General features: G+C 39.5%; 12 protein-coding genes and 1 riboswitch. Of the genes, 2 read left to right on the forward strand and 10 right to left on the reverse strand.

Going from position 1 to position 13,544, the window contains the following annotated elements; all coding sequences use genetic code 11:
* Positions 1-3: 3 nt before the first annotated feature.
* From ACY3XC_RS06895 to ACY3XC_RS06910, 4 genes are all read right to left on the reverse strand, one after another.
* A complete protein-coding gene (locus tag ACY3XC_RS06895; RefSeq protein WP_464867902.1) occupies positions 4-1,950 on the reverse strand; it encodes a TOMM precursor leader peptide-binding protein in 1,947 nt (648 codons plus the stop codon).
* Positions 1,947-3,866, reverse strand: a complete 1,920-nt coding sequence (locus tag ACY3XC_RS06900; protein WP_464867903.1) for a putative thiazole-containing bacteriocin maturation protein — start codon at positions 3,864-3,866, stop codon at positions 1,947-1,949. The genes ACY3XC_RS06895 and ACY3XC_RS06900 overlap by 4 nt, the downstream gene beginning before the upstream one ends.
* Before the next feature lie 178 nt (positions 3,867-4,044).
* Positions 4,045-4,377, reverse strand: a complete 333-nt coding sequence (locus ACY3XC_RS06905; RefSeq protein ID WP_464867904.1) for a heterocycloanthracin/sonorensin family bacteriocin — start codon at positions 4,375-4,377, stop codon at positions 4,045-4,047.
* A gap of 382 nt (positions 4,378-4,759) precedes the next feature.
* On the reverse strand, positions 4,760-5,194 hold the full coding sequence (locus tag ACY3XC_RS06910) for a hypothetical protein (protein ID WP_464867905.1): 435 nt from the start codon (positions 5,192-5,194) through the stop codon (positions 4,760-4,762).
* A 221-nt stretch (positions 5,195-5,415) separates the two neighbouring features.
* Here ACY3XC_RS06910 and ACY3XC_RS06915 point away from each other — a divergent pair, with 221 nt between their 5' ends.
* Complete coding sequence (locus ACY3XC_RS06915; protein WP_464867906.1) at positions 5,416-6,000, forward strand: HAD-IA family hydrolase; 585 nt, start codon at positions 5,416-5,418, stop codon at positions 5,998-6,000.
* 46 nt (positions 6,001-6,046) lie between these two features.
* Here the strand turns inward: ACY3XC_RS06915 and ACY3XC_RS06920 are convergent, their stop codons facing one another.
* The 3 genes from ACY3XC_RS06920 to sstT form a co-directional block, all read right to left on the reverse strand.
* On the reverse strand, positions 6,047-6,484 hold the full coding sequence (locus tag ACY3XC_RS06920) for a universal stress protein (protein WP_179159618.1): 438 nt from the start codon (positions 6,482-6,484) through the stop codon (positions 6,047-6,049).
* Between the two features lie 126 nt (positions 6,485-6,610).
* Entirely contained in the window at positions 6,611-7,297 is a 687-nt protein-coding gene (tenA, locus tag ACY3XC_RS06925) for a thiaminase II (RefSeq protein ID WP_464867907.1), read from the reverse strand.
* 107 nt (positions 7,298-7,404) lie between these two features.
* A riboswitch (TPP riboswitch) is annotated at positions 7,405-7,508 on the reverse strand.
* Between the two features lie 144 nt (positions 7,509-7,652).
* A complete protein-coding gene (gene sstT, locus ACY3XC_RS06930) occupies positions 7,653-8,891 on the reverse strand; it encodes a serine/threonine transporter SstT (RefSeq protein ID WP_179159616.1) in 1,239 nt (412 codons plus the stop codon).
* Positions 8,892-9,337: 446 nt separating this feature from the next.
* Here sstT and ACY3XC_RS06935 point away from each other — a divergent pair, with 446 nt between their 5' ends.
* Positions 9,338-9,643, forward strand: a complete 306-nt coding sequence (locus ACY3XC_RS06935; protein WP_464867908.1) for a hypothetical protein — start codon at positions 9,338-9,340, stop codon at positions 9,641-9,643.
* Positions 9,644-9,718: 75 nt separating this feature from the next.
* On the opposite strand, the gene ACY3XC_RS06940 is transcribed toward ACY3XC_RS06935, so the two are convergent.
* The 3 genes from ACY3XC_RS06940 to ACY3XC_RS06950 all read right to left on the reverse strand — a co-directional run bounded on the left by ACY3XC_RS06940 (position 9,719) and on the right by ACY3XC_RS06950 (position 13,282).
* Positions 9,719-11,503, reverse strand: a complete 1,785-nt coding sequence (locus ACY3XC_RS06940) for an acyltransferase family protein (RefSeq protein WP_464867909.1) — start codon at positions 11,501-11,503, stop codon at positions 9,719-9,721.
* Between the two features lie 255 nt (positions 11,504-11,758).
* Entirely contained in the window at positions 11,759-11,956 is a 198-nt protein-coding gene (locus tag ACY3XC_RS06945) for a DUF6199 family natural product biosynthesis protein (RefSeq protein ID WP_179159613.1), read from the reverse strand.
* A gap of 213 nt (positions 11,957-12,169) precedes the next feature.
* The gene (locus ACY3XC_RS06950; protein ID WP_464867910.1) at positions 12,170-13,282 is read right to left on the reverse strand and encodes an FtsZ/tubulin family protein; all 1,113 of its coding nucleotides are present in this window, start codon (positions 13,280-13,282) and stop codon (positions 12,170-12,172) included.
* Positions 13,283-13,544: the final 262 nt, after the last annotated feature.

Below are 13,544 nucleotides of genomic sequence, written 5' to 3' on the forward strand. Positions count from 1 at the left end.
CGCTTATGGAAACGGATGCGGATGTGGATTAAGCTGTTCAGGTGTCAGCGGTTCTTGCGAATATCCAAGTTCCATAGGGACCCTGAATACCCTATCCAGCCCTGTTACGCGTGTAAGGTGATGTCCAAATGTCATCGGCAGCATCCCCGGAATTAGCACTTTTACGCAATACAGTCCGTTTCGAGCCGTTTCCGGTGTCGTCTGGTCAACCACAATGACATCGAGATTTAAACTACGAAACACTTGAATGATATCCTGAAGATCATCGGTAAGATCTAGATGTGTTGACTTCCAATGGAATTCCTCATTAAATGATCGCAATGGACGACGATCGTCCAGCAAAAAATGCAGGCGCTCTTCTGCTTGCGGCAAACCGTACAGCATTCCATGATCATCCATTTGCTGCACCAACGTAGAATCGTGCAGCATTCGTACATATTCTTCCTGGTTCGCCTCTAATTTCTCATCCAAAGACAGCATCATACCAGCTAATTCGTGAACCGCCGTTTTCACCGCTCGTGCCGGGTCCAAATGAGATCCGGCCGCACAGATAAGATTCATCCCTTTTTCTTTTCTGTTTTTCGCTATGGCCAAAATACTTGGTATTCCATGCTCCATCGTTGAGTTATACAAATATAGATCATATTTCGCGACGGCACGCATCCGTTCTATCATTAACTGAAGCTCTTGGTCTTCAATGGAGGCTGGATCAAGACGCGGGAGGGACATCTGCGCGTACCAAGTCATTAGGAACGAATCACGTTCCACTACTTCCAAAATACCGTAGAGAATGGCCTCTTCTAGACTTCCGCCCAGCGCACATCCATTGGAAGTTTCATAGACAAATCCTCGTGATCCCGAGCCCAAACTATAATAGGCAAGCAGCTCTGGAACCAGAATCGGACGCTCTTGCAAAAACGAATATCCCCATACCCAATCAATTGGGCGATCTGGATCAAATTCTGTAAATGGAAAACCAGCTCTCTCATACTGTTCTTTTGCGTGCACACCAACCTCAATCGGATGGAGTGCTTGATGCTTCAAATGATTATAACTGTCATGAACCACGGTCTGTTTTCCACGGGGTTCAAGTCCACAGTACCGCTCCAACCCTTCTAAAATGGCCGTTAATTCACTAACCGTGAATGAGTTCGTTCGGCCTGCTGTTCGTTCATCCCCCTCGAATAAAGGCAAATTTACACTTACATCAGCAAATGTGTGCACAAGGTTAACCATTTTATCATTCAAAAGGCCTGTGCGTTGATCAAGATAGTCATTAGCGAGAACCTCATTCAGGTCATCCAACGAACGGCTGCGATAACTGTCCCTCGTAACCTTCGGACTTGGCTGCAGAGAAATCCGAGCCATCGCTGGTGTATCATCAGGTAATGAACTACAAACCTGACACAAGGGGACGGGCAGAAACTTGTGCCAGGAATTCTTCAATGTTTTCAGATTGATAAAACATACCTTGCCTTCAGATTGGGCCTGATTACCTTGGATAATTCTTTGGATTTCTTCCATTACTAGGTGCGCCATGTGAAAAAGACTCATACGTGCGGCCCAAGGTTCCCCCTGCATTCCACCTGTTCCCTGCAACTTCTTTTGTATTTCCCACATCTCTATCCGGTCGTGTCCTGTCATAAGACGCCTCAGATCTGTACATTGAGAACACCCTGGCATACCCGGGCGAACAAGTGGTCCAATTACGCCCTCTCCAAAAGAAACAAAACCTCTCAGCCAGGGAGTGTGGGTTCGATGAAACACCTCTTCTGCTTTTTGATGAACAGAGGGATTCCATGCATCATGTAACACCAATGCCAAATCAATCCTTCCGGGTACGATTGCTCCGAAATCAGTTTGGCGAAATACCAAGTATTGAGAGGAAAGTTCTTCACATATGTGGTCTGCCAGCAGTCCTTCTCCTACAACCAACATGACAGCACTCACGTTAACCCCTCCTCTTGAACCAATACCCCAAATATCCCTGCCAATCCCTCTTTCAAAGATGGTTCTAGTTCTAGTTCATATACAAACAACTGCTTTCCGTTCCGTCCCAAGATTTCCATAGCATTCAGCAAGTTTTTGGATTGTATACTCTCTTCACACGCAGGAATTTTAATGCTTAGTGGTACTTTTTCATCCAGAATCACGGACGAAACCTCCAGTGATCGTGCCATAACGAATTCCTCTTCATTTTGCACATTGAAAATTGCCTGTTGCAGTGCATTTCGTAATGCCATTGTGATATTCAAATCGACACTGCCATACCATCCGTCATGGGTACCAATCCACACAACCGGGAATCCAGACACTTCCTCGCCGATTCCTATAGTCGGTGCTCCCCGCAACGTCTTCAGTGCCTGCAAATAATACTGACAGCGTTCATCTTCTACCGTACTTACCTGCACCGGGAAGACGGAATAATCCTCTGCAAGGCTTTGTTTGATCAACTCTTCGTCCAAGAATCTTTGTAATCCCCGGCAAACACTTTCCGAGAATGTTTCACCTGCGCCCACCTTCACGTCCGGAGGTAGATCGAGCGATCCGACTAGTTGTGATACATAGTTTTCAATTCCGGACAAACCCGCTTCCCTTCTTACCTCCTCATGTGTCAGACCTGTACAGACAATATCACCCAATAGATCAGCTGGCCCTTCTGCCAATGGGTTGACTGGCTGAACTCGGCACTGAGCCAATGGCAGCTGCTTTAAATCACCCTCCTCCCAAATGTGAAAAATTCCGGATACCTTAGAGGTCAAATGGTTAAAGGATAGGAGTAACTTACCCGGATCTCCTCTTTCGGTTGCTTGTTCTAATCGCATATCTAAATCTTCAACCAATCTGGAAGATATTTGTCCTGTCACCAGTGAATGAGGCAGAAACGAATGCCAGTTTCCTTCTAACGTTTCCAAATCTAGAAGAAAGAATTGATTCTTCTGTTCCTTTTCGGTCACACCCGTAACGTCTTTAAACAACTCAAATACGATGACATTTGCAAGCATGGCTAAGGGTGTCGAAGAAGAACCATAAAATTTCTGCTCTCTAAAGAGAGCCCCTTGGTGAATACGGCGCCAAGCAGACTCCCAGTCGGCCTCTGAGTCTGCATGTACTAACGGACCCGCTAAACCCGCCTGCTCTAAACAGATAGCAGGGAGAAACACTTTCTTCTCTTCCTTGCTAACCCTATGTAGAAGTCGGAGTTCCTCTACATCATGCTGTTCTGACACATATAAAATATAATCAAACGGTTTCACTATTTCCTCCCAAGTACTTTCCCCCTGCTTGTTTAGAGTGACCTCCTCGATCTCCACATCAGGGTCTGTTTTCCGGGCATGTGCCACGAGTTCCATCAACCTCTGTCTATTGGTCTGAACACTGTCAGTAATCAACGTTTGGAACTTGGGCAATCCGGAATCAAGTAACGCCGCAACCAACGAAACAAAAAAAGGACCGGAACCTACTGCTAACACTTTTGCTTGACGATAGTTCTGGAATCGAAACCCACCCGAATCAAGCAAATTATCCACAAATTCAATTTGTGAAGCATACTTTTTTAGAACCTGTTCTTTCAATTGATGCGGACGGTCTTGGCTCACATCTCGAACAAACCCATTTCGATAAAGGGCTTCTGCAATTTCAAACACTCTATCTCGATAAGCCACCGGCAAACCGTTAGTCAAATACTCCAAGGTGTACTCGCCATTAAACATGGGGATCAGCTTTTCAACCCATTGATCAATCATACTGCCTTCCATACGGAACGAACTTACATTGTTCCGAAAAAACACACCACTGTTTGGATCAGGGAGAAAAAACGTGTCCCTTTTCACTTTCAAACGCATAGAAGGGTTCATATTCGTCATTACGTTCCTCCTTAGCCGAAGCTTTTTCTCATATTTATCATCACTATCATCCTATGTATCTCAATTTGTCCCTTATGTTAATGGTTGTAGAGAAGAGCCCCTACATCCATTGTAGGGACTCTTCTCCTCTTCATATGCAATTGGAGTTTTCGTTATAGATTGAAAACGAGCACCCGCTTTAGCGATGGCCTCCGCCACCACAACGATGACCGCCGCCACCGCCACAACGATGACCGCCTCCGCCGCCACACCGGTGACCGCCTCCGCAGTTATGTCCTCCACAGCGATGACCGCCGCAACGATGGCCTCCGCAGTTAAAACAACTAAAGCAATTAAAGCAGTTGAAACAGCTAAAGCAACTAAAACAGCTAGAACAACGGCCAAAACCACCCACACCTAGGAAAATTCGATCCTGATCATTATAGTATGGGGTCTGGTCATAAGGAACTGCTTGGGTCGCTTGGAAATCGCCAAGATTTAATCCCTGGAGTTGACTATGGAAATCATTCATTTTTATTACCTCCTTATATATTTAAAAAAGGCCGCAGCTAATTGAAATGGGCAAAGAACAAACTTATAAATAGGTAAATACACTGCATTACCTTCCCCACAAAATATGTACAATAGGTGGGTATTGCTACCATTACAAAAGCCTAATTATAAAGGTTTCGTTGAAAAATCCATTCGCATATTCTATCTTTCAGTAATATTATCGAAAAAGAATAAAACTTTTTCGAAAAAAAATCCCTTTTGTGTAAACAGTTCTAACCTGTCTACACAAAAGGGATTTTCAATTAGTTGACATAATAATGTTATTTGCACCTATTCATTTTGAATCAATTATCATTTTTTGACAATGGTACGAAAAAGCATCTTTCCGTCCCTCAGCTCTATTAAATGTTCGTTAATTGACCGTTTATTAGCGCTTTATCTAATTCTCTTACTTGATCATAAGACTGTAAGAGATCCTCCGGGACCAATTTTCTCCCATAAATCCAAGCATTCATCTCTATTTGAGTTTTTAACTTTGCTATTTCATCGTCTTCACCATACTTGAGAGTCTTAAGATCATGTTTATTTTTCTTAAAATCCAAGTAATAACCAATTACATGATACAGAATTATTTTCACAAGATTTTCATCTGTCTCTTTCATTCTGATTTTGCTAATATACCCGTTAACTTGAAGGTAATTAAATTTAATCGTATTGGTTGAAACGTTGTAACTCATAGGTACAGGTAGTTTATTATTAATTTCATAGTCTATCTCTAAATGGTGCATATTTAATGTATCTTCAATGATTTTCTCGATGTTCCAGATTTTAAGCATGTTATGTACACTTCCCTTTAAGAACTACTTCATCGTATTTTGAATTTTCTCTATACTTATCAATCTTACACATAATTTTTAAATCTTTAAAGCAATTAATCAAATTTTAATAGAGATAGAATAAAACGATTCACTCCTAGGTGTCAAATTGGAATTATCGATAAAATCATGATACAGTAATATTTTTGAAAGTGTTTAGGATTAGACGATTGGAGTGAAGGATGAAATTGAATATATTATGGGATTTTGATGGAACACTTTTTGATACATATCCAGCACTGGTTGAGGGTTTTATAGAACTAAGTCAGCAGGACCTTGAAGCTGTTGAAGTTTTAAAATGGCTAAAGATAGATTCTTTAACTGCCTTTAAACATTATGGGATTGATGAGGATAAACGAGCAGAATATAAGCGTATTGATAAACAGTACTCAAAAGAACACAGTAAGCCTTTTGAGCATTTAGAGGAAGTTTTATCAGCCGCTGATAACAATATTATTGTGACCCATCGTGATATGGAATCTACGATCTATCTTCTGGAGAAATATCACTTAACCCGCTACTTTAAAGAAATTGTCTCCGTTGAAGAACAAGGATTTGACAGAAAACCTCACCCTTCTTCTTACGAATATGTCTTGAAAAATCATCAAATTGATTTGGTAGTTGGAGATAGGGAATTAGATTTACTTCCGGCAAGAAAATTAGGGATTAAAACAGTTGCCTTTCAAAATCAAAACATCGAAGCTGATGTTCATTTAGAAACCTACGAGGATTTTATTGCTTCTATCCTCAATAAAAAAAGCTTGTAGAATGGTCTCATCGACTTTTCTACAAGCTTTTTTTTATAATAGTGATTTATTTTACAATAAACACTGGGCATGGTGCCTTTTGTACGACATAATGGCTGACGCTTCCCAAGAATAGTTCCTTCAGTCCACTTAAACCTCTGCTTCCCATTACGACAAGATCGGCATCATTTTGCTTTACAAACTCAACAATCATTACTCCAGGATTACCTTCCATTACCACTGATTTTGTCTTATTCGGCAGCGATTGAATTTCTTCGTCAATTTCTTTACGTATGGCATTAACTTCCTCACGCTGCGAGTCCTGGATTGCCTCAAATGCATAACCATATGTGTAAACCATTGGTCTTACAGGCTGTGTGACCATAAAAACTACTAATTCAATTTTCATATCTTGTTTTGCCAGATTCATTGCCATTTTCAATGCTTTTTTACTTAAATCAGAATGGTCATATGCTACTACGATTCTTGAATAATCCGTTAACATTACTCTCATCCTCTCAAGAATAATAACTTTATTTCCTACTTTTATTATACGTCTGTCATTTTTATTTGTGGTGCCGAGATAGTGACAACTTTGTTCCAATTAAATAAAAAATCTCTGTACAGGACATTATTTCACCGATTCCATCATTTTCACTGGCCATTCTTCAAGTTTATAGGCCATGTCCCAAAACATATATTCAAGCTGACAACTGATTAAGAAATGTTCCTTCATCTTTTCCTTTTCCCTCTCTGTTGCTCCCTTTGCCCACTCATCTAGACGGGCACAAAACTTAATGGTTATCGAATCGGTAATAGTACCATAAAAACTGATCCATTCATAAAAAGGGTGTGAAGGATCTGGATTCACCTCAGTTAATAATTTCTTCCCAATTTCCCAATACGTCCACGGACACGGCAATAACACTGCAAGAATTTCCCCTAATGTTCCTTCGTGTGCAACTGTTAGCATATGACGGATATACTGATGTGCTGATGGAGATAATGGAAATCCGTGTAATTCCTCGTAAGGAACACCCGCTACTTGGCAAAAGTTATTATGTGGATGGATTTCACTGTTTAAGATAAAAGAAATCTGCTTATTAAACATCTCCATTTCTTCACGACTCTCACATTTGGAGACTGCAATTCCATAGATTCGTATAAAAGAATTCAAATATTCAAAGTCCTGTTTCACATAATGAATCAATTGCTCGCTTTTTAATTCCCCCTTGGCAATTCCCTGAACAAAAGGATGGTCAAAAATCGCTTGAAAGATTGGATTTGCTTCTTTTCTTAATTCTGCTGAAAAACTCATAATATTATCCCCCTTATTGGTTTAACAGAGAAGACACGAAAGGGCGGCTGAAGATCAAAACACGAAAAAACCGCCCCAAAAATGGAGCGGCTGAATAATGATTTATCCAAACACAGACTCCACTTTCCTACGCTAGTATGAACTAGATCAGGTTCAAAGGGTCCAAGATAACTCTTGTCTCAGCCACAAATCGGCTCCCCTAGTGGTCTTCCTATTAATTTAATTTTCACTCTACACTCAGTTTTCAGTAAAGTCAATCAATTTACATCTAAGCTTAAAAGATAATCCACTTTATCCATAAAAAAATCCCTTCTGTGAGACAGGTTCCTGCCTGTCTGCACAAAAGGGATAATCATTATGCTACTTTTTTGATATCTACTCTTTTGCCTTCTTTAAGCTTTTTCTTATAATCAGCTGTTGCTGTGAAAAGAACGTCTGTAGAGGAGTTAAGTGCTGTTTCAAAAGAATCTTGTAAAACTCCGATGATAAAGCCTACTCCCACTACCTGCATCGCAACATCATTGGAGATTCCAAATAAGCTACATGCTAAAGGAATCAATAATAGTGAGCCGCCCGCAACACCTGAAGCACCGCAAGCAGCTACAGCAGCTAATACGCTTAGGATAATGGCTGTAGGAATGTCCACATGAATACCTAGTGTATGAACAGCAGCTAGTGTTAAAACAGAAATCGTAACGGCAGCACCAGCCATATTGACTGTTGCACCTAATGGAATGGATACGGAATAAGTATCTTTATCTAAATCTAGTTTTTCACACAATTTCATATTTACCGGAATGTTGGCCGCAGAGCTGCGTGTGAAGAATGCAGTAATTCCACTTTCCTTTACACACTTGAATACAAGCGGGTATGGGTTCTGACGGACATTCACAAATACGATGAGCGGATTGACAACGAACGCTACAAAGAGCATACATCCAATCAAAACAACAAGTAATTTTCCATAGCTTAATAGAGACTCGAGTCCGTTTGTTGTAATGGAATCAATCACTAGACCCATGATTCCTAATGGTGCAAGCTTGATAACCCATGTAACCATTTTGGATACGGCATCTGAAAAATTAGAAATCATTGTTTTTGTCGAATCAGGAGCATTTTTTAAAGCTAAACCAAGGACGATTGCCCATGCTAAAATACCGATATAATTTGCATTTGCAATGGCATTAACTGGGTTATCAACAACATTCAGCAGTAAAGTTTTGAGAACTTCTACCACACCGCCCGGAGCCACCAAATCCTCGGCACCCTTCGTAAGTGTGATATTAACAGGGAAAATAAAGCTTACAACAACCGCAATTAATCCAGCTAGAAACGTTCCTAATAGATATAGGGAAATTATCGATTTCATATTCGTTTGCTGACCACTCTTATGCTGAGCAATAGCAGACATTACCAGGAAGAGTACCAATACTGGTGCAATAGCTTTTAAAGCACCAACAAATAATGAGCCTAAAATGACTACTGGTTTTGCCACTTCTGGAATCGCAACCGCCAGGATAATACCAATCAATAAACCAATAGATATTTGTTTTACCAGACTAATTTGATTCCACTTTTTTAATAAATTTTTCATAGATGTACCCCTCCATCTCGTATTAGACCACTTATCACCGTTACAAAGTACCCATCAGTGAGCTGACAATTCGCCCATCTATTTATAACAATTTAAGGTATCCTCTTCCCCTCTTGGAAATTATAAATTCTAACAAATAGAATTATAATGAATATTTAGATATATTACAATAGCTAATTTGTAAGATTAGTATAACAAGTGTAACGTCAAAAATCAATAAAATGTGAATATTAACTATTATTTTTGATATATCGTTCGTTTTTTAATGTATGTAAGCATTTCATAAACTTTTAATGTTCGTTTTTAACAAATGCACCAACTATCTATCACCCTGTGTTGCCATATTATAGAAATTATTTTGGGAATAGGTAGAAAGTCTAGAGGAAAATGGGAGGATTTACTTTCTCCCCCCATCTCATAAAATACATAAAGGAGGTTAAGTTAAAATGATAAAAAGAGTCATCGTCCTTGCCATTCTTATAACCATATTATTCGTATTATTTATAGTAAAATCCCAAACCAGCCCAGTGATCAATCAAAGCAATGATTCCTCTGAATACAAAATAGTTGATTATAAAATTACGGAAATTATCGACAATCAATACTACGGAAAGAGTGAAGATGGAACCAAGATTGTTTTTTCAGCTGAAATCATTGATTCAAGTGTAAAAATAACAGTTGATGATATGGTCACTGTGTATTTTGAAAAAGATAATGTAGGTAAAGGATTAGTAAAAGTCGAAAAGAAATAGGAATTTTTCCATCAAAAAGAACCTCAGCTTCAGTTCTGAGGTTCTTTTTGATGTTAATACTTGGACGTATTATGGTTACTCTTCCATTTGTTCGACTAGTAGGTTAGCGTATGTTTCTCCGCCTGTTCTCGTTAAATGAACGCCATCCTGTGCAAAATACTCTGGATGACCCTCACTGGCACTATACCAATCTACGAGAACAGTATTGGGTACACTTTTAACAACTTCTTCTAAGGTTTGGTTCACGTTCGTTTCCCATGGCCTAGGTACGCGGCAATTTACTAAATATACTTTTTTATTTTCCAGATCTTTGATTAAATTTACTAAGTCTGTTTTAACAAAAGACCCATTGGTGCCAAGCTGGATAAATACATACTCCCCTAATTGCCCACTTCCCGCAAGCATTCTAATCACCTCCGGCACCTCTGACATTTGCCGGCCGACACGGTAATCAATTGTCGCTTCGGGGTAATGTTTTTTAAAGTATGGAGCGACATCATGAAGAATCGAGTCTCCAATAACCGTAATGATCTTCAAATCAGGCTCTGGTTTCGTTATTTCCTCTTCAGGCACAGGAACTTTGGCTGGATCTTCGTTAAATTTTATTTCTTTGAATGCTTCTATTATTAAGGCTTCTTGATACGGAACCACGACAGTTGTTTTCGAAGCAAATACCACACATATTCCTACAAATGATGCAATCAATGCAGCACAGCTTCCTAAAACGATCCTTTGATGATTGATTGGCAGACCTTTTAAACCTGTAAGAAGCGTTTTTAACTTCCCCTCCCGAATCGGTACTTCCACAAATCGATAGGATAACTCTGATAGTATCAATGTGAAAAATATCTGTAAGATGATTCTCCAAAGGTTTAATCCATCTGTATTCACAATCGGTGTTGTTAAGATAATAATCGGGTAATGCCACAAATAAATGCCATAGGATCGAACCCCCATCCATTGGAGAGGCTTTACACTGAGCCATTTTGCGAGCTTACTAGCTGGATGAGCTAATGCCGCTACTTCTAAAGTGGTAATGATTGATAAAAGTAGCATGCCGCCCTGATAATGAAACGGGTCAAATTGCGATGTAATCACAAATAGTGTGATAATCAGCAATAAACTTGTTATTCCTACAATCTCAAGAACGATACTAGCATGCCTTGGTAAAGTTTTAGATAATCTCTGGCTTGGCCAAACGAAAGCAAGTGCTGCTCCTAGAAGAAGTGAAAAAGCTCTTGTGTCTGTTCCATAATAGACACGGGAAGGATCCTCTCCAGGTATATAAAGGAATGCCATTAACCAAGCTGAAATGACGCCCCCGGCCAGTACAGCCAGCACACGAAACCTTTTCTTTTTTATAAAAGTAGAACCAAGAATCATCAGCAGCGGCCATATTAGATAAAATTGCTCCTCAATGGCCAGAGACCATAGATGAGTAAAGGGTGATGCAGGACCGAAGCTATCAAAATAGGAAACTTCATGAAAGATGTACCACCAATTTGTCATATAAAGAAGCGAAGGCAAAAAATCTGAACGTAATTTGTCGAACGAAGGATGATTCGAAAATATCACCCATAAGGTAACGGTAAAAATCATCACCAATACGGCAGGAGCCAGTCTGCGAAAACGTCGAATCATAAAGCGAAGGTAGTCAATTTTATTCGTTTTATTCCATTCATCAATAAGAATGTCTGTGATCAAGTAACCTGACAAAACAAAGAAAACCGTTACACCTGAAAACCCGCCCTGAAACCAAGGGATATTGAGATGGTATAGAATAACACCCATGACAGCAACAGCTCTAAGTCCATCAATCCCCGGCATATATCTGCGTTTATTGTTGCTTGAGATTGACATTGCATCCTCTCCAAATTCATTTTAGAAAAAAGATGGGTATACGTTGAAAAACATGTACATTTTCTATTCCGCCTTAAGGGTCGATTACTATTAATGAGTATGCTTTTAAGTAAAAGTCTATGAATTTTAAGCATGGGCTATAGGAACATTTCTCACACTTTTATACAGTTCGGGAAAATGGCACTAAAAAAATGAACAAGACCCCTGTGCTAATAAGCCCGGAGGTCTTTCTTTTTTACTAAGAGGTAAAAATGGTTAAAGGAAAGCGACAATAACCGAACAGAAACCGACAACCGTAATAATGATACCGCCAAACATGGTTGACAAACTATACAACCTGGAAGGCTCTGTGCCATCATTGGATTTCCACCTTTCGGTCAATAACCAAAAAAGTGAAGGTTCAATAACCATACTAACACCTATAATGATTAGAAATATTCCAAGCGCTAACAATTATTACTTCCCCCTTTATCTCCCTCATACTAAAACATACGCCAAAACAAGTTGTTACGTTCATCTCTTTATAAAAAGAGAAAAAGGCACCAATCAATAAATTGACTGGTGCCTGACATCAAATTTTTGAAAATCTACCACATTTTAAATGCTTAATATTTATATTTAAAAAATATCTTTCGGCGACTGTCTTGTGATTCTTTTGACTCATGGTTATTTCTTTTGGTACTTATTTAATTTGGAAGTGATCGATACTGGCTTTCTTTCCTGTTTGATCAGTTTTAAGTTGGAGGCCCAACGGATTCCAGACTCGTAATTTTGAGTATTTTCCTTTTTTACAAGGTCCTGTAAGCGTTCTTTATTCTTTTCTATTGATTCCTCTACGGCGAGCATCCGGCGAGTTGGGAAGGATAGTCCAGCAAGTATAGTTGTGATGGTAGGGTCGGATTCCGAGATATAGGTTCCTTCAAATAATTGCAGCGGTTCCCCCACTCTTTCAAAGATGGACGGTACATTTATCAGCTTTGAAATACTCTCTGGCCCTTCATAGATTAGCCCAGCACGAATGACTCCTTGTGATTCAACAGGGCAGAAAATTGAATTCTCCCATGAAACCTGTACTTTCTTTGATACCTCCGAGGTATTTTTCGCTTCCGTAATGGGAGCGGAAGAAATAATCGTAACACCTCTGGATCCAAGGATATTCATTAAGTCTGTTTCATCAAAATTGCCAAAGAAGGAACTCTTCTTCGTTATTTTCAGAAGATGGTTAATAGACTCTATAGCTTGAAGATTAGCAGAAAGGTAAATTTCGTGTTTACTGGATTGTGGTTTCAATTTACGCATTTGATCGTTATCGACGAGGAATACAGAAGAAATGCCTTCGATATTGGAAAGTTCCTCGATGCACTCCGCGGTATTAATGCGATTTCCCGCTAATACATTCCGTTCAGGGATAACCGCTATCGCTCCCACTTTGATACCAGGCAGCTGATCGATTAACAGATCAATTAACATCGGACTCATACCTGAACCCGTGCCCCCGTCTGTTGAAAAAGCCACTAATAGAAGCTTGATGTTTTTAAAGGAACTGTTAACAAAATCAATAATCTCCTTATAATTTTCTTGAAGCGCACGTAATCCTAATGAACGATCCTGACCGGCACCATTGTATCCTGGAACAAAAAACTTTTTTTCTACTCGAGTATTTACAACACCATCTCTTTGATTCGTATTAATGAGAGCTGTTGGAAAATTCAAGGCTGATGCAATTTCTGCAATATTCCCGCCTGCTTGACCTACACCCAAGATTCCAATTGATTTCACGAAACACGCCTCCTTAGTAAACTAATAATCTAAGTTGTACAATTTAAAAGAATCTTTAACCAAATATGGAGTTGGAAAAACAATCCTCATACCATTTTTACTATTTAGATGAGCATATTATGACCAAAATTGGTCCCTGCCCTTTTTATTTGTCATATCTAAGTCATGCGCTATTGGAGTAGTATCAGGATGCGGATTTACAACGATAAGGAAATCCAAATATAAAAAAACCTAATTTCTCGGTATTTTAAGTGAGAAATTA

The sequence above is a fragment of the Bacillus sp. CZDM1 genome, from assembly GCF_055502545.1.